General features: G+C 50.4%; 20 protein-coding genes and 1 pseudogene. 7 read left to right on the plus strand and 14 right to left on the minus strand.

Going from position 1 to position 18,147, the window contains the following annotated elements:
- Positions 1-17 precede the first annotated feature (17 nt).
- Complete coding sequence (locus NZD86_RS17825) at positions 18-1,475, minus strand: catalase (protein WP_326492588.1); 1,458 nt, start codon at positions 1,473-1,475, stop codon at positions 18-20.
- A 152-nt stretch (positions 1,476-1,627) separates the two neighbouring features.
- On the opposite strand from NZD86_RS17825, the gene NZD86_RS17830 reads away from it, so the two are divergent.
- Positions 1,628-1,963, plus strand: a complete 336-nt coding sequence (locus NZD86_RS17830) for a Fur family transcriptional regulator (protein ID WP_326492589.1) — start codon at positions 1,628-1,630, stop codon at positions 1,961-1,963.
- Between the two features lie 125 nt (positions 1,964-2,088).
- Here the strand turns inward: NZD86_RS17830 and NZD86_RS17835 are convergent, their stop codons facing one another.
- Complete coding sequence (locus NZD86_RS17835; RefSeq protein ID WP_407655183.1) at positions 2,089-2,433, minus strand: winged helix-turn-helix transcriptional regulator; 345 nt, start codon at positions 2,431-2,433, stop codon at positions 2,089-2,091.
- A 168-nt stretch (positions 2,434-2,601) separates the two neighbouring features.
- On the opposite strand from NZD86_RS17835, the gene NZD86_RS17840 reads away from it, so the two are divergent.
- Positions 2,602-3,135, plus strand: coding sequence for a YceI family protein (locus tag NZD86_RS17840; RefSeq protein ID WP_268043399.1), 534 nt, complete (start codon positions 2,602-2,604; stop codon positions 3,133-3,135).
- 124 nt (positions 3,136-3,259) lie between these two features.
- Here the strand turns inward: NZD86_RS17840 and NZD86_RS17845 are convergent, their stop codons facing one another.
- Together NZD86_RS17845 and NZD86_RS17850 are read right to left on the minus strand one after the other, a co-directional pair.
- Positions 3,260-4,189: a phosphotransferase gene (locus NZD86_RS17845; protein ID WP_268043400.1), complete on the minus strand. Its 930-nt coding sequence runs from the start codon at positions 4,187-4,189 to the stop codon at positions 3,260-3,262.
- Between the two features lie 120 nt (positions 4,190-4,309).
- Positions 4,310-5,260: a L,D-transpeptidase family protein gene (locus tag NZD86_RS17850; RefSeq protein WP_268043402.1), complete on the minus strand. Its 951-nt coding sequence runs from the start codon at positions 5,258-5,260 to the stop codon at positions 4,310-4,312.
- Between the two features lie 12 nt (positions 5,261-5,272).
- On the opposite strand from NZD86_RS17850, the gene NZD86_RS17855 reads away from it, so the two are divergent.
- The 3 genes from NZD86_RS17855 to NZD86_RS17865 all read left to right on the plus strand — a co-directional run bounded on the left by NZD86_RS17855 (position 5,273) and on the right by NZD86_RS17865 (position 6,878).
- Positions 5,273-5,410 carry a hypothetical protein gene (locus NZD86_RS17855; RefSeq protein ID WP_268043403.1) on the plus strand — a complete coding sequence of 46 codons (138 nt, stop codon included), beginning with the start codon at positions 5,273-5,275 and terminating at the stop codon, positions 5,408-5,410.
- Positions 5,411-5,479: 69 nt separating this feature from the next.
- Complete coding sequence (locus NZD86_RS17860; RefSeq protein ID WP_268043404.1) at positions 5,480-5,938, plus strand: YaiI/YqxD family protein; 459 nt, start codon at positions 5,480-5,482, stop codon at positions 5,936-5,938.
- Between the two features lie 139 nt (positions 5,939-6,077).
- Positions 6,078-6,878, plus strand: a complete 801-nt coding sequence (locus NZD86_RS17865) for an ABC transporter ATP-binding protein (protein ID WP_268043405.1) — start codon at positions 6,078-6,080, stop codon at positions 6,876-6,878.
- A 76-nt stretch (positions 6,879-6,954) separates the two neighbouring features.
- Here the strand turns inward: NZD86_RS17865 and NZD86_RS17870 are convergent, their stop codons facing one another.
- Positions 6,955-7,953, minus strand: a complete 999-nt coding sequence (locus NZD86_RS17870) for an aldo/keto reductase (RefSeq protein WP_268043406.1) — start codon at positions 7,951-7,953, stop codon at positions 6,955-6,957.
- A 51-nt stretch (positions 7,954-8,004) separates the two neighbouring features.
- Entirely contained in the window at positions 8,005-9,042 is a 1,038-nt protein-coding gene (locus tag NZD86_RS17875) for an NADH:flavin oxidoreductase/NADH oxidase (RefSeq protein ID WP_268043408.1), read from the minus strand.
- A 373-nt stretch (positions 9,043-9,415) separates the two neighbouring features.
- Here NZD86_RS17875 and NZD86_RS17880 point away from each other — a divergent pair.
- A pseudogene (locus tag NZD86_RS17880) lies at positions 9,416-9,796 on the plus strand (hypothetical protein); the annotation flags it as partial.
- 170 nt (positions 9,797-9,966) lie between these two features.
- On the opposite strand, the gene NZD86_RS17885 reads toward NZD86_RS17880, so the two are convergent.
- The 6 genes from NZD86_RS17885 to NZD86_RS17910 all read right to left on the minus strand — a co-directional run bounded on the left by NZD86_RS17885 (position 9,967) and on the right by NZD86_RS17910 (position 14,955).
- Positions 9,967-11,322: a DUF4179 domain-containing protein gene (locus tag NZD86_RS17885; RefSeq protein ID WP_268043409.1), complete on the minus strand. Its 1,356-nt coding sequence runs from the start codon at positions 11,320-11,322 to the stop codon at positions 9,967-9,969.
- Positions 11,319-11,900: an RNA polymerase sigma factor gene (locus tag NZD86_RS17890; RefSeq protein ID WP_268043410.1), complete on the minus strand. Its 582-nt coding sequence runs from the start codon at positions 11,898-11,900 to the stop codon at positions 11,319-11,321. Before NZD86_RS17890 ends, NZD86_RS17885 begins: the two co-directional genes overlap by 4 nt.
- A gap of 438 nt (positions 11,901-12,338) precedes the next feature.
- Complete coding sequence (locus tag NZD86_RS17895; protein ID WP_268043411.1) at positions 12,339-12,857, minus strand: DinB family protein; 519 nt, start codon at positions 12,855-12,857, stop codon at positions 12,339-12,341.
- A gap of 84 nt (positions 12,858-12,941) precedes the next feature.
- The gene (locus NZD86_RS17900) at positions 12,942-13,421 is read right to left on the minus strand and encodes a GNAT family N-acetyltransferase (RefSeq protein WP_268043412.1); all 480 of its coding nucleotides are present in this window, start codon (positions 13,419-13,421) and stop codon (positions 12,942-12,944) included.
- On the minus strand, positions 13,405-13,701 hold the full coding sequence (locus NZD86_RS17905) for a hypothetical protein (RefSeq protein WP_268043413.1): 297 nt from the start codon (positions 13,699-13,701) through the stop codon (positions 13,405-13,407). Before NZD86_RS17905 ends, NZD86_RS17900 begins: the two co-directional genes overlap by 17 nt.
- Before the next feature lie 306 nt (positions 13,702-14,007).
- Positions 14,008-14,955 (minus strand): HD-GYP domain-containing protein, encoded by a 948-nt coding sequence (locus tag NZD86_RS17910; protein ID WP_268043414.1) that lies wholly within the window; start codon positions 14,953-14,955, stop codon positions 14,008-14,010.
- Positions 14,956-15,128: 173 nt separating this feature from the next.
- Here NZD86_RS17910 and NZD86_RS17915 point away from each other — a divergent pair, with 173 nt between their 5' ends.
- The gene (locus tag NZD86_RS17915) at positions 15,129-16,115 is read left to right on the plus strand and encodes an NAD(P)H-dependent flavin oxidoreductase (protein ID WP_268043415.1); all 987 of its coding nucleotides are present in this window, start codon (positions 15,129-15,131) and stop codon (positions 16,113-16,115) included.
- A 139-nt stretch (positions 16,116-16,254) separates the two neighbouring features.
- Here the strand turns inward: NZD86_RS17915 and NZD86_RS17920 are convergent, their stop codons facing one another.
- Both NZD86_RS17920 and NZD86_RS17925 read right to left on the minus strand, forming a co-directional pair.
- Entirely contained in the window at positions 16,255-16,458 is a 204-nt protein-coding gene (locus NZD86_RS17920; RefSeq protein WP_268043416.1) for a YwbE family protein, read from the minus strand.
- 50 nt (positions 16,459-16,508) lie between these two features.
- Positions 16,509-18,107, minus strand: a complete 1,599-nt coding sequence (locus NZD86_RS17925) for an ABC-F family ATPase (protein WP_268043418.1) — start codon at positions 18,105-18,107, stop codon at positions 16,509-16,511.
- Positions 18,108-18,147: the final 40 nt, after the last annotated feature.

Below are 18,147 nucleotides of genomic sequence, written 5' to 3' on the forward strand. Positions count from 1 at the left end.
CACGTGCCCAGAGAGTATTAAGAGTTCGCCTTCACAGCTATATTCAGCAAACTAGCAACGCGGTTCCCCCACTCCTCATCGGCCTTTCGGAAGTGCTCAATCTGCCTTCGCTGAATCGTTTCATCAACGCCGGTCATCGAATGAACGATGTTGTCGATGAGGCGCTCCTTTTCGTCAGGTGACATGAGGCGGTACAGATCTCCTGGTTGAGTGTAGTGATCGTCGTGTTGATACGGCGTAGACTCGGCAGTTCCAGATACCGGTAAATGGTATCCTTTTGCCGAATCCAACTGCGTCGGTCCATTAAAACTATTCGGCTCGTAATTGACGCTTCCTCCACCGTTTCCATCAAATCGCATCGCACCGTCCCGTTGGTAGTTCTGAACGTCCGCGATGTGGGGCCGATTGACGGGCAACAGGTTATAATTCGTGCCCAAGCGATAGCGGTGCGCGTCCGAATAAGCGAACAGACGACCCTGTAACATCTTGTCAGGAGAATAGCCGATGCCGGGAACGATATTCGCGGGAGACATCGCAACTTGTTCGACCTCTGCAAAGTAGTTTTCCGGATTGCGGTTTAAAACCATGCGGCCGACTGGGATCATTGGGTAATCATCGTAGTGCCACACTTTTGTGACATCGAAAGGATCAAACTTGTAGTGGTCCGCGTCTTCGAGCGGCATGATTTGAACGCAAAGTGTCCAACTTGGGAAATTCCCCTCAGCAATTGAGGTATACAGATCTCGAGTTGCACTGTCTGGGTCTTCCCCCGCGACACGCGCGGCTTCCTCACGTGTGAAGTTTTCAATGCCCTGGTCCGTGCGGAAATGGTACTTGACCCAGACGGCCTTTCCTTCTGCACTCACCCATTGGAACGTATGACTGCCAAATCCATGCATATGACGATAATCCTTGGGCGTACCCCGATCAGAGTACAAGATGGTCAACTGATGAAGTGATTCAGGTGACAGGGAAAAGAAATCCCAAACGGCATTCGGGTCCTTCAGGTTCGTCGCTGGGTTGCGCTTCTGTGTGTGGATAAAGTCCGGAAACTTCAGTGGGTCACGGATGAAGAAGACCGGTGTGTTGTTTCCGACGAGATCGTAGTTGCCGTCCTCGGTATAGAATTTGACGGCAAATCCACGTGGGTCGCGTTCGGAATCCGCTGAGCCTTTTTCACCACCAACGGTCGAGAATCGAACGAACACTTCGGTCTTTTTGCCAACTTCTGAAAGAAATTTGGCCTTGGTGTACTGCGATACCGGATGGGTGACTTCGAACGTGCCGTACGCGCCGGCACCTTTTGCATGAACCACGCGTTCTGGAATCCGCTCGCGGTTGAAATGGGCTAATTTTTCAACTAAGTGGACATCCTCTAACAAAACTGGTCCACGTGAACCTGCTGTCTTACTGTTCTGGTTGTCATATACCGGTGCGCCCGACTGCGTCGTTATAGGTTTATTGTTCACAAACATCGCCTCCACATATTGAATTTAGACTTAGTATAAATATTGATCTACACTGTAACAGTGCCGCATCAGAATTGCAATATCCGTTTCGCACATTGCCCTTTGGCTCGAAAGGCGGTAGATTCTATGGAGGATTTTCTTAAGGAGATGCATGCAAATTGAGCCGCAAGGTCAATTGGACAACGCAGCGCCGCGTCATCTACGATTTGGTACGCGAGTCAACCGATCACCCGACTGCAAATGATATTATGGAACGACTGCGTCAATCAGGTCATCACTTCGCCTATGGAACGGTATATAACTCACTTCGATACTTGGTCGAAATGGCTTTGATTCGAGAACTGAAACTTGGAAACGCCATCAGTCGCTACGATGCTCGTATCGAGGACCATCTGCACGTCATCTGTGACGTCTGTGGAAAGGTTGCCGAAGCGGCTATTGAGCTGCCAGCAGATTGGTTGGAATCCGTGTCGAAAACAACCCACTTTCATTGACGGTCCCGAAATTCTCCTTCACGGCGTTTGTAAAGACTGTCAAGCAAACGGAGAAAAAGCCCGATAAGCCTAATTACTGTCTGGCGAATCGGGCTCTTACACTTGCCACACTCGTAATCTATGAATCACTCATGAGCGGCTGCCGCGGCTTCCATTCTCCGCAGATGCGCTTCCCCCCACTGATGCATCATCTGCAGAATCGGCTGTAATGTCCGTCCGTACTCCGTTATAGAATACTCCACTCTTGGCGGGATCTCAGGATAGATGGTGCGTTCGATAATATCAGACTGCTCTAACTCGCGAAGTTGTTTGGTGAGCATCCGTTGCGTTATCCCCGGGATCAAGCGCTTCAACTCATTAAACCGCAATACTTTGTCAGGCATCAGGTGGAACAGAATGATCAGCTTCCACTTGCCGCTAATAATGCTCATCGTTGAATTCACCAAGCACGTTTCCGCTTCATTGCTCAAGTCACGTTCCTCCTATGATAGTCTAAGTATCTTCTAGTATACTATGGCACACGTATGTACGTACTTACATAAAACGCATCACTCATAAATAATAAGACATAGAGAATTTCTGGGCCAGATGTCGAGTGGCCCATCCCCATGCAAAACAACAACTGGAGGTTATCACTCATGGCAAAATCGACCTGGAATGTTGATGCATCTCACAGTGCAATCGAATTTGTGGTAAAACACATGATGATTTCAAACGTCCGCGGTTCCTTTCACTCGTTCGAAGCGAACGTGATCGCAGATCCAGAGGACTTGACCACTGCTGAGATCGATTTTTCAATTGACGTGAACAGTATTGACACGCGCGACGAAGGCCGCGACAATCACTTGCGTTCTGCAGATTTCTTCGATGTCGAAAACTTCCCGAAACTCACGTTCAAGAGCACAAACATCACCAAGAAGGGCCAAGGCGAGTATGACTTGACCGGAGATATCACCATCCGCGGCGTAACCAAACCGCTTACCTTCCACGTAACATACGAAGGCGGCGGGAAGGATCCTTGGGGCGGCGAACGTGCTGGCTACAGCGCGAAAGGATCGTTGAGCCGCAAAGACTTCGGTTTAACCTGGAACAGCGCACTCGAAACCGGTGGCGTACTGGTTGGCGATGAAGTGAAGCTCAACCTGGAAATCGAAGCAGTGAAACAAGGTTGATCAGTTAAAAAAAACACGGGCTGTTCAGAAGGGGCTGTCTCCTGCCGGCGATGGAAACATTCGCTGCTGAGGCAGCCCTGTTTGTTATCCCATAGCCACTGGCGCGCAGCTCGTCGGGAAAATGTCACTTTGAATCATTCGCTAAGGCAATGGCTCGTTTTGCTTCAAGGAACTGCCGTCGATCACCGATGTCGTGAGCATACAGAAGGATCACGATATTTGTGTACAGAGACCGAAACTTCGCCAACGACTCCGTTTGAGGATGGACTTCACCGTACACCTTAAAAAATTCTCGCCTGCCGCTCTCAGGGAGAAAACTATAGACAACCGACAGGTCAACGGCAGGATGACCAATGTGTGCGTCGCCCCAGTCGATCACGCCCGTCAATACACCATCATCATTCACCAAAAAGTTTCGGAAGTTCATGTCGCCGTGTACCACGACAGGCTGTTGCTGCTGGCGTACATGGTTTGCAGGGGATAAGGTTTCAACGACGCGAAGGAGAGAATCTGGGTTGTCAATCAAGCCTTTACGGGATACCTCCTCAACGTTCGCTACGAACATCGGCACGCGTTTTTCGACATCCATGCGACCAATGTCGTCGGACGGGGTAATACCCCATTGAAGGGCACTATGGATGGAAATCCTATGCAACGAACGCAGGAACAGCGCCCACGAGACGGCGGAGCGCATCCGCTTTTCGTCAGTCAGGTTTTGCATATGCGGCGCAGTCCCTTCTAGCTTCACATACCCTGCGAACGAACTCGGATAATCGTTTGTCGAGTGCCCAACGAAGCATGGATTCGGAATGGGGATGGGCAAATACTTGGACAGCTCCGGCAACAAGCGATTCTCCATCGTAAGTAGTGGAATGGCTACCTTTCGCCGCGGGAAGCGAAAAACATATGCTCCGTTGACGAGGAATACCGAGTTATCCCACCCCGTGGCCAGCGCCTCTAGTGTAACGGGTGCCAATTCTGGGAATTGTGCTTCTAAAAGGCTCTGGACCAGGCTCTCAGACATAGTGAAATCAGACGTCCATTGCTTTCCCATAAGTCCTCCTCTGGCTAAGATGTTGAAAATGTGGATCGCACGCACCTAACATTGCGTGATACAGCGTACAGCCCTGCGGGGCCTCGCAAGGCTGTATGACTTTTCGTTTGTTATGGTTGATCAAGCCAACAGAGCTTTCCACGTCATTTGTCCAACGATCCCGTCAACAGTTAAGCCATGTTGTTTTTGAAAATTTTTCACCACCGCATCCGTCATCGGTCCGAAGTCCCCGTCCGCTGCAATTCCGAGCGCTTTCTGAAGTATCTTCACATCGTTATTAAACATCCCTTCGTGAAGTGTAGGGTAGTTCACATAACTTGATGGGCCAGACGGTTGTTGGGATGTACCACCCTTTTGAACGGTGACGAGTGTGCCATAATGAATATAATTCCATGCTATCTTTGCATTGGAAATCGGGAGTTCCACACACCCCAAACTCTGGGGCGATCCGTATGTCTTACGCCAAAAGCCATGGATCGCTTCCCCGCCGTAGAAATAATTTACATATGGCACGCCCGGATCGTCATAATAGGATCCGTTCGGATTCGTACCGCGCATTTCCTGTGACCAATACCGCTCATAAACCGGGAAAGTTCCTAGCGTGGTAGGACGTTGCGCGATACCTGTATTCGCCAGTGAGGATAACACGAGTTTACCGTTTGACCAAATTCGCAACGTTTCAGGTGCCTGCTCGGATACCAGAACGTACGTATATCCGTATGGATTCATCTTGTTCGCTTCGTACGCCTTCGTCAAAGCTGCCCACGTCTGCGGCCCGGCGATCCCGTCAATGGAAAGGTGGTTTACCTCTTGAAACTCCATGACTGCACCCTTCGTCATGACATTATTGACGCCCTTCTGCCACAACGCTTGGAGAGTCGCAGGCGGAGCGAAACGCCACTGAAAATCACTCGTCAGCGGAAGGTACCCGAGCGCCGCGAGTTCCTTTTGCAGTTGTGTGACGGAATTGTTTACAGTCGTAGATGTTGCAGCCGAAGCGGTTTGCGGGATTAGAGCTACAGCCGCGATCATAGACGTACCCGCTACAAAGGACATGATTTGTCGTCGCACAATCCTCACCCCATGTTTCATATCGATCACGCTGGTGGTCATTGGTGCGACTACGAGGATATCGGTATGTGGAAGATTGCTGGATTGATGAGCACGATGTTTGCAGCTCCACCAGATGTCTCACTGTATCAGACGGCTTGGAAAAGCTAACCGTTTCAATGAAAAATGTCCATTTTTCCAAACGTATGGGACAATGAATGAACCGGAGGAACCATTCAAATGTACATCGATATTTTTGTGGACGCGGATGCCACCCCAAAACCAGTGCTCTCCATCACGCATCGGTTGGGACAGCAGCACGCTGCACAGGTGATCACGGTCAGCTCAATCAATCACCACATTGAAGGAGAGAATCACATCCAAGTCGACGCATCGCCCCAGGCGACAGACATGGAGATAGTGAGGCGGATTCGAGCGGATCGAAAAACGGTTGTCATCACACAGGATTACGGTCTTGCAGCCATGGTACTCGCGCGGAACGCAAAAGCAGTCTCGCCCGGCGGAAAGATTTATACGCCAGACAATATCGACTCCCTTTTAGCAGAACGCGCCATCAGTGCTAAGCTTCGACGCAGCGGAAAGGTTCGCATGCGTGGTCCGAAAGCGCGCACGGAGGCGGACAATGAACGGTTTGAGCGGGCTCTATCAGAGATTCTTGAGGCCTTCTCAGACGATTGAGAGGGGCACATCGGAGCGGCAGGAAGTTACCATGACACGCTAGAATGATTACAGACAATTCAGTCTCATTGTCTTGCAACCCATTTTATCTTGGTATGATAGGATAGACCAAACTCCTAAAGAAAACGAGGCGTGGAGGATGCACATCGTTCAACTGAAAGATGTCTCTTGGAGACGAAACGGAACGCACATTCTGGACAACATTCACTGGACCATCAACAAAGGTGAACATTGGTCGTTAATCGGACTGAACGGTTCCGGAAAGACCTCACTCCTAAATCTGATCAACGGCTATCAATGGCCGACGACTGGGTCAATTGAAGTTCTTGGGAACCAGTTCGGAAAAACAGACTTGCGAGCCTTGCGAAAGCGAATCGGTTGGGTCAGTGCGGCGATGGGCCAGCGCATTGAACGCGACAAACCTCACGATAGTGCCCTGGAAGTCGTTATCAGTGGAAAGTACGGGTCAGTGGGTGTTTGGACGTTCGCGGACGGGGATGAGGCGGAGGCGCTTGAGCAATTGGAGCGACTCGGGTGTGCTTCACTCGCCGATAAATCACTGAACGTTCTGTCACAAGGTGAACGACAGAAAGTGTTCATCGCCCGTGCACTTATGGCAAATCCCGACCTGCTCATTTTAGATGAGCCGTGCACAGGGTTGGATCTATACGCACGCGAATCGCTCTTAAGCGCCATTCAGGAATTCACGACACAAGCAAACGGTCCGACACTCATTTTTGTAAGCCATCACGCCGAGGAGATCGTGCCCGGGATCACACACACGATGGTCTTGAAAAATGGAAGCGTGGTTGCTCAAGGAGAAAAACACTCGGTACTCACCGCTGACGTGTTGTCCAATGCATTTCAGTTGCCTGTCCATGTGGATTGGCAAGATGACCGGGCATGGCTGCGAGTTGCCTCTGAAGCTGCAGTCAAGTAGGTCACAGTTATAGAAGTGAGTCCAGGGTTGCCGCGCAACTCACCCGACGTTGCACAGCGACCCTGGGCCTAGCTTGTCATCTAAATTCGCGTCGGCGCGGCAACGAAAACCAGAGGCCGTCGAGCCACTGCAAGTCCTCTTCCGTCAATGCCGGAACTTCACCTGCGCGAAGGCTCGCATCCAATTGCTCGGGGCGGCTTGCGCCAATGATGGCCGACGTGACGCCGGGTTGCTGTGTTACCCAGCGAACCGCTGTCGTAACCGGATCGTAGTTGTGTTCGTTGCACCAATTAGTATACCGTTCAACGGCGTCGAGTGTCGCTGCCTGCCAGTAGCGCTCTTGGTAGAGCGACCCTGCGTTGTTCCCCAGTGAAAAGCGCGTCCCTTGTTCGATGGACGCGTTCTTCCCGTAACGCCCAGTGAGCATACCGCCCGCAAGCGGGTTGTAACTGATGATTCCCACACCTTCGTCGAGTGCCATCGGGACCAAATCATCCTCGATCATCCTGAACAACAGGTTATATCGCGGCTGAACGCTATCGATGCGAACGAAGTCTTTCCTGTCCGCGATCCCGTTTGCCTTCGCCACTTGCCATGCCCGCCAGTTCGATACACCGATGTAGCGGACTTTGCCTTGTTCAACGAGATCGTCGAAGGCACGCAGAGTTTCCTCTAAGGGCGTGGTCGAGTCAAACTGATGCGCTTGATAAAGATCGAGGTAATCGACTTGAAGTCGACGAAGACTGTCCTCCACCGCCTGCATGATGTGCTTGCGGCTAAGACCTTTGTCATTTGCACCAGGACCCATGGCGCCGAAACACTTCGATGCGATCACGACTCGATCCCGCTTATCCCGGATCCACTCCCCGATAATTGCCTCCGTGGCACCCGCGACGTCGTACGACTGGCCTAGAGGATACACGTCCGCCGTGTCGATAAAATTCACACCAGCGTCAAGTGCCTTGTCGAGAATGGCAAACGAGGTTTTCTTGTCCGCTTGGTTGCCGAATGTCATGGTACCCAAACAAAGATTCGTGACTTTTAATCCCGTTTGACCAAGAGAACGAATTTCCACTGAACCTCATCTCTCCCTCTAAATCATCGAGCTCAGTCCACATTCGACCACTCAATGGGACGGATACGCCCGAATGTACTGTTGTGGCAACTCAGGTTTCACGCGCAGTTCCCGAGCAGCGTGGATGGCCCAATACGGATCTCGCAACATCCCCCGCGCCACAGCAACCAGATCGGCGTCACCGTTGGCGACAACCGCCTCCGCCAATTCGGGGGACTCGAGCATACCCACAGCGATCACGGGCACGTTCAACGCATCCTTAATCGCACGCGCAAACGGGACTTGATAGCCTGGATAATTGCCCGGCCTGCGTTTCGATCCGGCCGGTCCTTCCCCACCCGAGCTCACGTGGAACATATCCACGCCAGCCTTCTGGTAAGCGCGGCAAATTTCGATAGCGTGAGCCACTCCATACCCTTCATCCACGTATTCCACAGCGGAAACGCGAAGGAGAAGCGGCATATCACTGGGCATTTCGCTCTTCATGGCCTGGACGACCTCAGAACCAAAGCGCGCCAGGTCGCTTCCGTATTCGTCCGTGCGTTGGTTCGTGTACGGAGACTGGAATTGATGAATGAGATATCCGTGCGCACCGTGAATTTCAATGACATCCACTCCGGCTTTAACCGCCCTCCGCGCACCGGCTGCAAATTTCTCGACCATGCGCTTCACTTCATCTGTGGAGAGCGCGCGAGGCGTCTTATATCCCTCTCCGTTGAACCGGATGGCAGATGGTGCGACCGGCTCTGCTGCGTCCTCCGCCTTGCGACCCGCGTGCGCAATTTGGATGCCAATCTTCGCGCCGTGGCTGTGTACCGCATCGATGACCTTGGCGAAGGCGGGGATGTGATCGTCGGACCAAATGCCGAGATCGTAATCCGTGATGCGACCGTCGGGATCGACATCCGTCATCTCCGTGATAATGAGGCCGGACCCACCTACGGCCCGACTCGTGTAATGGACAAAATGCCAGTCATTTGGCTTGCCATCTTTCGCAGTTACCGAATACTGGCACATCGGAGCCATGACAACTCGGTTTTTCAGTTCAAGTCCCTTCAAGGTGTACGGAGAAAATAACTTCGAATTCATCGTTCTCCCCCTAAGCGAGATGTTAGTCCGCAATCGGCTATGTATCGTGCAACACTACTATCATAAAATTAGTGACTTCGGTATGCAAATCATGACCTGTATACCCAAACGTGTTTCAACCTGAATGTGCCCAATTATCAAATGTGCCCAATTATCAGCGGAATGAATACATATGTACGATTGAAAGCCTTCCAGCCGAGAAGGAGGAACATGATCCGTGGTCGCTTCTAAACGTAACTTTGGTATCAAAAAGAAAAGAAAATCCGCCTCGCCGAAACTCTAATGCTGCCGAGCTGGACTATGTTGTCTCCGGGCAGGTAAGCATCTCCGTGCTCGATCCGATTCGGCACCGCTTACGTATCAGGTCGCCCCAGGGGACGTTGTATTCATCCCCATGAATTGGTGGCACTGGATTACCGCCATCTCAGATGAAGTTCACGTTGTCCAAATTTTTAGCAGCCCAAAACGTCAAATCATCGAAGGTTCGGACATGTTGCGCAAAACTCCACCCAAGGTCTTCCAACAAGCTTATGACATCAACGCTAAACAGTTTGCCAGTACATTATCACCAATCACCAAAACCGTCGTAATCGGACCCCCGGACTGTGTCAGTCTTACCAGTACTTCCGAGAGTACACACCCTGACATACCACTTCGGCTCAAAGCTGGGGTTCATACTGTTGGCGAATTGGAGGGCAGCACTCAAATTTGGTGGCAGGCGGTGCTGATGTTGTTGAAGCACGGCGTTCGCTAGAATGGATGCTACCCTAATTGACCCCACCATCGGGATACTCGTGCTTCTGTAGTGAACCTGGCCCGATATTCAACAAGGCAGCTTTGTACGTAGGTGCATGTTCATGCACTCGTATACAGGTTGCTCTAGGCACCAGCGTCGTGCATGAGAGCAACCTGCAGGATGCCTTTTCACTTGAGCGGAACGGTAATCGCGAATTGCGACAGGGGATTCAGGCGCTGAGCCTGTATGGTGTATGCCTGGTGTGAATCCATTTTGGGAAAAGTGACGACCATCTGGTGTTTTGTCGCATTGGTAACTCGTACAGACGACGCCAAGGTTCCTACGATGGCACTTGGCACTTTGTGTGTCATGCTGAACTCTGTCATGTGTTGCCCGTCGTATGTTTCGTTGTTCATGGTGATATCGACAAGTGTTTTATCCGACAAGAATTGAATCCCCGTCACTGTAATCTTGTTCGATCCGCGTCCCATGACTACTGGAAACTTTCCATTCAACGATAAAGCCATCGTCGTCCCCTCGACAATCGGCGTAATGTGAAGCGCAGTACTACTGTTTGACGGTTTATCCGCTGCGATGGTCATATGGTAGATTCGCTTTCCATCTTCAATGGTTGAGCTGGGGCTACCAACTAGTCCCCTATCGAACACATTGCTCGCAACGCTGTTCTTGGTCAGCAAATGTCCCGTTGAATCTGTCACGAGAATTTTACCTATTTCTCCAGGAACGAACACGTTGTTTGGGAATTCCGGTTTTGCTTGATTTGGTTCAGATAGGGTGGCTTGAATAATCGTTTGGTCAGGTGCGAGAGTGACGTCCTGTATCGTAAATGTCTTATTGCCTACGGTTTGCGCTAGATGCGGAGAAAGCACGTTCGAGTGGTTCAGCATTTTCGCTTGAGACACCGGGATCGAAAAGTTCCAATTACCTTCCACGTTGCCAATCTGACTTACATGCACATCAAGCGTGAAGTTCGCGGGGAGCGGCGTGAACGGCACAACGTTCATCATTGGCATGAAAACCGTGCCCGCGAAACCGCCTGCGTCAGTACGTTGAAAGTCGCCACCGGAAAAGTTGTACAGTGTTTTATTGCCGTTCAATGTCATATGGATATCGCTGTCCACAATTACGGGATGACTGGGCGCGTTTTTGCCGAACGACTCGATCATATCGTACTCAAATCTCAGAGGATCTGCGTAGATATTCACAATACGAAGTGTGATGCCGTGACTTGTTACGCTTTGGTTCACTTTTTCGCCATATCCCTGAAGCACGGGAATTCGAACTTCACTCACGTTGTTTTGACTAGATAATAAATTGAAATTCTTTCCGACGTGGATCAACGGCAACCCAAATCCGCAGAGCAAGGCCGCGCTGATGGCACCGAGGCCGAGAAATGCAAACTTGCGGCGTCTCGGTTGTTTCGGAGTGTTCGTGCTGAAGCCAAGTGGTTGGGACAATTCAAGAGTATGCGTCATGACGTGCTGTTTGCTCATTTTCAGTTGCTCGTCCAGTTTATCCATCATAAATCGCCTCCGGCATGTGTCAGCGTTTGACGAAGCCGTTTCTTGCCTCTTCTCAGTCTCGTCTTCACGGTGTTTTCCGAAATTCTCAGGATGTGCGCGATATCTGTCATCGATAAATCGTGATAATAACGCAACACGATGACTTCTCGATATTTAATAGGCAAAGCCATGACATGCCCTAATACGCCCGATTCATCCAGCGATGCATATGTGTCGTCTGTGGTCGGGCCAAAGTTCGCGAGATCGTCACCGTTCATTAAGGTCAGTCTTCGAACGTTAGCGGAACGGAGGATGCTTTTGGCGCGGTTGACCGTGCAGGTGGCAAGCCAGTTGCGCACGGCAGTATCGGACAACCGCCAGTCAAGTTTTGTCAGAGCCGTAAGGAATACGTCTTGCACACAGTCTTCAGCGCTTTGAATATTGCCCAGATATGATGACGCTAAATGGATCAGCCAGTTCTGGTGGCGCTCGACCAGTCCGCGAACCCGACTTATAACTTCGTTTGAATCATTGAATGTCAAGTGACCTGTTTGCTGATATAGCGTTAACTGATCGGCGGGACGGAAATGAATGTTCATTCACCACACTTTCATCCTTGTTGCTCACCGGTGAGCGTGACTACGATATATACGAACGAGAGGCCGGAAATGGGTTCAGAAAATCGGTAGGAAAGTATTTTACACGTAGTGGCTAAGGGTAAAAGTCCGCACTTATGGTGCCTTCCCTTTTGTAAGACTCCCGCTGTATACGTCATGCTGATCCGCATACCATCCCTTACCGTGCCACTTTTCGAGCAAGTAAGTCACCTGCTCTGGGTCAATCGAGGAATCTTGAATTTCCATATTTTCCATGTTGTTCGTGAGTATTTACTATGATTAGGGAGAGAAATATGATTTCGTCGCTACTATTTATATGGTGGAATTATATTGAACTGCCCCATAGCGAGGAACAAGAACTTCATCACCGATCACACCCGGCGACCGAAGCCCTATGACACGCACCGCACTTTTCCTTAGTTACTCCTCGGCTCTCATCACGTATCTCGGCGCCGAGCCAGTTCCTTGCCGGAGAAGCAGATTTAATTGCCCGACATGATGCTGGACGTGCCGCAGATTGTAGAGAAGCAATTCGGCGCGGGTGACAGGCAGCCAGTCTAGACCGCACGGTTCGCGTACATCTTCATCGTTCAAAGACATAATCGTGTCGTGACACTTTTCACGGCACTCTTGTAGGTACTGTAACATCTCATCCTTTGAGTAGACGCGTTCCGGTAGGATACCCGCAGGGTCCAATTCATCCAACGTGAAAGGTGCCCTCGGGATGAAATCCGTGGGTGGATTGGTCAGATAGCGATCGAGCCAGAAAAGCGTGTGATAGACGACATACCAAAACCCAGCAACATCACGTTCCTTCCAGCGTGGCTTTTCCGAAGACGCAGACCACACGCCTTCGGGGCAGGCCAACACGGCATTCTCCAGCATATCGATACTCGCACCGAACTGTCCCCAAATCATTTCGCGCCAATCCGTTGGCACATGTATCCCTCCAGCTTTTACTAGGATAGTATTCAGAGTCCTCTCATCTCCACATGGAGAAAGAATCTCTAATGATCCAGTTACCTAATAATCTTGAAGAGGTAGTTCCCAACGTTCCTCGGTTAGGATTTGATTTGATAATGTACTGGTTTTTCGTTCGACTAATTTAAAACCAAATCTGTTATACAAATGTCTTGCTGATTTTAAATCGCTATTCGTCCACAAGATTATCTTTTTGTACTTGTTGCTACGGGCAAAATCAATGGCTTGTTTCACTAATTTGCCACCGAAACCGAAACCACGGGCTTCCGGGTCAATAAGGAACAGCCTCAGTTGTGCAGTGGCCTCATTTACTCTTGTCAATCCAATTGAACCCCGCTGCTTACCTTCTAAATCAAGAATCCAGATGTGCTCACAATTCCTATCAGCTGTGTCCACGAAGTCATTAACACTGTTTTCAATGAACTCCTTAAACGAAAGGTCGTAACCGTATTCTCGCTGATAGATATCATAATGAGAATTAACCATATACTCCGCATCTGCATTGTTAAATGAACGTATCATAATAATCTTCCTCATTGAATTTTTCGCTTTTAATCAAAGCCAACTTCCTTGCTGTGTCGTCCTTAATGTCATCGGGAACTTTGACCGCAAAATTAGCTTTCGTTTTTACGTACTGTTGCCAAGCTCGTTCGCCAACGACCAATACGTCCAAGTCGGAATATTGATCTCGATAACCAAATGCTCCCGAATCAACTAGGACATGCCCCTTGATCCCATCTATCCCCCTGGCGGTCTCTGTTAATTGATCAAGCAATCGATCCCGTTCTACCTCAGTGAACATGTGTAAAATCTCCCCATTCATCTCATGGTCCCATCATTCACAAATGACCCTAGGAAGGTCCTGAGAACACCCCTAAAGTCATCCTGAACACACATGCCGCCAATCACGAGTCGACATTTCCCAAGCAATAAGGTACAAGCCTGACATGATTATACAGGTCGTTCACATATCCCGACGGCAGATGACACTTGAGCATGCACAATATATTAAACAATTAGTTTATTTAGATAAGGGGAAATGGCTTTCTTCCGTGCTCCTTGACCCAGCAACCCCCAGGAACGTCGATGATTCACAACGAGATACGATTTATCGATCCGCCGCAAGCCTTACGATCTCAGCGTCACGCTCAATCACTTTGCAGAAAGCGTCGACAACCCGAGGATCATATAACTGGCCGGACAGTTGTTTTATTTCCTGTAACGCTTGCTGCGGAGGTTTCGCCCGTTGATAAATACGATTCGTTGTCATTGCATCATATGAATCGACCACCGCAACAATCGCAGCCCCAATATGAATCTCATCTCCCCGCAACCCAAACGGGTACCCAGACCCATCATACCGCTCATGATGTTGCTCCACGATCACGCTCGGCTCAGACAACTGGTCAGAGTAAATTTCACGCAGCAATTCACTGCCACGAAGCGGATGAGTCTTCATGATCTCCCACTCTTCCGCTGTCAGTCGACCAGGCTTCCCAAGTATCTCATTTGGAATCGCGACTTTCCCTACATCGTGAAAAAAAGCGCCATGTTGCAAGTGATATAGTCGCTCCGGTGATAGCCCCAACTCACGTCCGACAGCCAACGACCACTCCATAATGCGAGAACAGTGGCGAGATGTATATCCGTCTTTCAACTCGATCTCGACAGCCAGCTTCTGAATTTTGCCCACAAGCTCAAAATATGGATCATAAACTGGCTGGGAAGACAGATAGATGAGTGTCGTGTCGCGAACTGCGTGAAAAACGACAAACTCAGCTAAATCGATAAGGGACAGCACATCCGTCTCATACAGCCGGTAGGTGTCGCCCTGGACATGTACTTCCACTTCCCCCGTCTCCACGGTACAACTCTCGGCCATGCCTTGTTTGGAACTGGGTACCAAAGACCAATATGCACCCTTTTTCAGGTGATGCCGAATCATCTCGTAGTATGGTGTTCGGGTCATGAGGGATGCCTCTACGTTTGCAAACTGAAAACTGGCTTCCTGTACGCTTGTTTCCACTTTGCTGCCGATAATTCTCAATTCATTCATATGTAAGCCCGCCAATTCCATTGAAGTAACCGAGAAATTCGACATTTTGTGACCAAATCCTCCAAAGTCAAACGCAGGGGTACGAAATATCGAGAATACTATTGAATCCATGTCTCCAAGCCCGTAATTCGGTAGGATATATGTAGACCTATCAAGGATGGAGGACGGATATGATGAGCTCGATGCGAAACTTAGCGCGTCAGTTAAACATGACATACCCAATCATCCAGGCCGGGATGGCCGGCGGGATCACTACGCCAGATTTAGTCGCGGCCGTTTCAGAAGGCGGAGGCTTGGGAACTATCGGAGCAGGCTACTTGTCGCCAACGCAACTAAAACAGGCAATTGAACAAGTACGGGCTAAAACCAAAAAACCGTTCGGTGTCAACTTGTTCGTTCCCCACGACTACACGGTCCAGCCGGATTCCATTCGACACATGAACGAGTACCTAAATCGTTATAGACGAGAACTGGGCATGGATGCCGTATCCTCTCTACCAACCGAATACGCGCCAGACTTTGATGAACAATTTGACGTGATCCTCGCCGAACACATTCCAATTTTCAGTTTCACATTTGGATTGCTCGCAAAGGAGCAAATTGCGAAACTCCATGCCATCGGAACATTTGTCATAGGAACAGCCACCAGTGTCGGAGAAGCCATGGCTTTGGAACAGCTAGGCGTTGATGCTATCGTTGCTCAAGGCAGTGAAGCTGGCGGACACCGCGGTGGGTTCGAGGGGCAAAACAGCGGCTTCCTAGTGGGCACGATGGCGCTCGTGCCACAAATCGCGGACAACGTGTCCATTCCGGTCATCGCGTCCGGTGGAATCATGGATGGACGGGGCTTGGCGGCAGCCATGGCCCTAGGAGCGGCGGCTGTCCAGATGGGCACAGCATTTTTGACTTGCCCCGAAGCGGGGACGAATCCCTCGTACCGACAGGCACTTCTGAACCACACGGAGGAAGACACTCGCATCACAACAGCGTACTCGGGGAAGCCTGCCCGGGGGATTGAAACGAGTTTTGTAAAGGAGATGGATCAATATGTTGGATCCATCCCGGATTATCCGGTCCAAAATGCCCTGACACGTGACATTCGTCAAGCAGAGTCACTGCTCTCGTGCAAGTTGGCAACCAACGATGGCGAGACAACCTAATTTGACCGTTTGCCAACGCAGATGAGCGAACAGGGGACGCCGCTCAGGCAACCACAAATGCCCAATACGACGCCCCCGCGGTTTCATTAACCCTCAGCGGCGCAACAAACGTCTAGCCACCCGGAACTTGCGACAAACGTTATTCGGTGTCAATAATGTGCTGAACGCGGCCAATTTGACCGTCTTGCAGACGAACTTTGATTCCCCGATGGTGCGTAGGTGAATTCGTGAGGATGTCCTTGACAATTCCTCGCGTTAATTTGCCTGTGCGCTGGTCCTGTTTCAAGACGATATCCACTTCAAGACCGGCACGGATGTCTTTGCGGTTCTGGCCGTTTTTCATCATCATTACCTACCTATCCGACCTATGATTGTATCCGATACGTGATTTCATCACAGCGCCATCAGTGCATCGCGCTTTTCAAGGTACTCGTCGTATGACCCACGGAAGTCGATCACGCCCTGCGGCGTCAATTCCAGAATTCGATTCGCCACGTCTGTGACCAATTGACGAGCGTGCGACACAAAAATTACTGACCCGTCGAATTCCTTAAGCGCCTTCGTCAGAGCATCGATGGATTCCAAATCCAAGTGGTTCGTCGGTTCGTCGAGAACAAGTACATTGCCCTGCAACAGGAGCATTTTGCCAAGCATCAAGCGGGCCGTCTCTCCACCCGATAACACTTCAGTGGACTTGTGCACTTCGTCCTTCGAGAAGAGCATGCGGCCTAGAATGCTGCGAATCGTCTGTTCATCTGCTTCCGGATCGAAACTGCGGAGCCACTCATAGACAGTCGTGTCTTTTGGAATCGTTTCGTTGTGGTCCTGCGTGAAATAGGTTGCCTGTGCAGACTGTCCCCAGGTAACTTGTCCTGTATCGGGTTCCAGCTCGCCCATGAGCGTGTTCAAGAGCGTCGTTTTACCGATCCCGTTGACACCGATGACAGCCACTTTTTCCCCGCCGAGAATGTCCAGTGTAATACCTTTTAGAACGTCGAGATCGTCAAACGATTTACGGACATCTTTCGCCGACACAACCTGTTTACCGAGTGCTTGCTTGGAAGTGAACTTAATATACGGCGACACGCGAGAAGAGGGGCGAATTTCCTGGATTTCGATCTTCTCAATTTGCTTCTGCCGACTCGTCGCCTGCTTCGCCTTACTCTTGTTCGCCGAAAATCGCTGAACAAAATCGCGCAGCTCAGCAATCTTGTCGAGATTTCTCGAATTTTCCGCAAGTAACTGCTCACGCGCCAAGGTGCTTGCTGCGACAAAGTAGTCGTAATTTCCCGAGAACATCGAGATTTTCTTGTAATCAACGTCTACCATGTGGGTGCAAACCGTGTTCAAAAAGTGCCTGTCGTGAGAGATGATGATCATGGTACCTTTGTGATCGAGCAAGAAGTTCTCCAACCAACGAATGGTGTGCAAGTCCAAGTGGTTCGTGGGCTCGTCGAGCAGTAACACGTCAGGACGGCCAAACAGCACTTGGGCGAGCAAGACGCGCAGCTTGAATCCGCCGATCATCGAACTCATCAAATCGCCATGCTTCTCCACGGGAATCCCGAGGCCTTCCAAGAGCTCGGCGGCGAAATATTCAGCAGAATACCCATCCATATCGGCAAACGCGCTCTCGAGTTCGCCGACACGCATGCCCTCTTCTTCCGACATTTCAGGCAGCGAGTAGAGTCGGTTGCGCTCTTGCATGACTTCCCAAAGTTCTGGGTGGCCCATCAGGACGGTGTCGAGGACCGTGCACTCATCGTACTGGTAGTGATCCTGGCGCAAAACACCCACGCGCAGACCAGGCGCAATGCTCACGCTGCCCGTACTCGGTTCAAAGTCCCCAACGAGAATCTTCATGAATGTCGACTTTCCCGATCCGTTCGCACCAATCAAACCGTAGCGGTTGCCTTCATCAAAACTGAGATTGACATCTTCAAACAAAATCCGGCTCCCAAACGAAACCGAAAGATCTTTCACTCGAATCATTCAACAATCCCCTTTTAAGTTATCCATCCGCCCACTATAA

This window comes from Alicyclobacillus dauci (assembly GCF_026651605.1).
GTDB lineage: Bacteria > Bacillota > Bacilli > Alicyclobacillales > Alicyclobacillaceae > Alicyclobacillus > Alicyclobacillus dauci.

What these genes read in the sequence shown, in the direction of transcription:
- NZD86_RS17920 (WP_268043416.1), bottom strand. Translation starts at nt 16,458, where the DNA reads ATGAAAAACGGCCAGAACCGCAAAGACATCCGTGCCGGTCTTGAAGTG.
- NZD86_RS17905 (WP_268043413.1), bottom strand. Translation starts at nt 13,701, where the DNA reads ATGTTCACTGAGGTAGAACGGGATCGATTGCTTGATCAATTAACAGAG.
- NZD86_RS17855 (WP_268043403.1), top strand. Translation starts at nt 5,273, where the DNA reads ATGTTTCATATCGATCACGCTGGTGGTCATTGGTGCGACTACGAGGAT.
- NZD86_RS17865 (WP_268043405.1), top strand. Translation starts at nt 6,078, where the DNA reads ATGCACATCGTTCAACTGAAAGATGTCTCTTGGAGACGAAACGGAACG.
- NZD86_RS17885 (WP_268043409.1), bottom strand. Translation starts at nt 11,322, where the DNA reads ATGATGGATAAACTGGACGAGCAACTGAAAATGAGCAAACAGCACGTC.
- NZD86_RS17925 (WP_268043418.1), bottom strand. Translation starts at nt 18,107, where the DNA reads ATGATTCGAGTGAAAGATCTTTCGGTTTCGTTTGGGAGCCGGATTTTG.
- NZD86_RS17915 (WP_268043415.1), top strand. Translation starts at nt 15,129, where the DNA reads ATGAGCTCGATGCGAAACTTAGCGCGTCAGTTAAACATGACATACCCA.
- NZD86_RS17845 (WP_268043400.1), bottom strand. Translation starts at nt 4,189, where the DNA reads ATGGGAAAGCAATGGACGTCTGATTTCACTATGTCTGAGAGCCTGGTC.
- NZD86_RS17875 (WP_268043408.1), bottom strand. Translation starts at nt 9,042, where the DNA reads ATGAATTCGAAGTTATTTTCTCCGTACACCTTGAAGGGACTTGAACTG.
- NZD86_RS17900 (WP_268043412.1), bottom strand. Translation starts at nt 13,421, where the DNA reads ATGATACGTTCATTTAACAATGCAGATGCGGAGTATATGGTTAATTCT.
- NZD86_RS17825 (WP_326492588.1), bottom strand. Translation starts at nt 1,475, where the DNA reads ATGTTTGTGAACAATAAACCTATAACGACGCAGTCGGGCGCACCGGTA.
- NZD86_RS17910 (WP_268043414.1), bottom strand. Translation starts at nt 14,955, where the DNA reads ATGAATGAATTGAGAATTATCGGCAGCAAAGTGGAAACAAGCGTACAG.
- NZD86_RS17890 (WP_268043410.1), bottom strand. Translation starts at nt 11,900, where the DNA reads ATGAACATTCATTTCCGTCCCGCCGATCAGTTAACGCTATATCAGCAA.
- NZD86_RS17860 (WP_268043404.1), top strand. Translation starts at nt 5,480, where the DNA reads ATGTACATCGATATTTTTGTGGACGCGGATGCCACCCCAAAACCAGTG.
- NZD86_RS17840 (WP_268043399.1), top strand. Translation starts at nt 2,602, where the DNA reads ATGGCAAAATCGACCTGGAATGTTGATGCATCTCACAGTGCAATCGAA.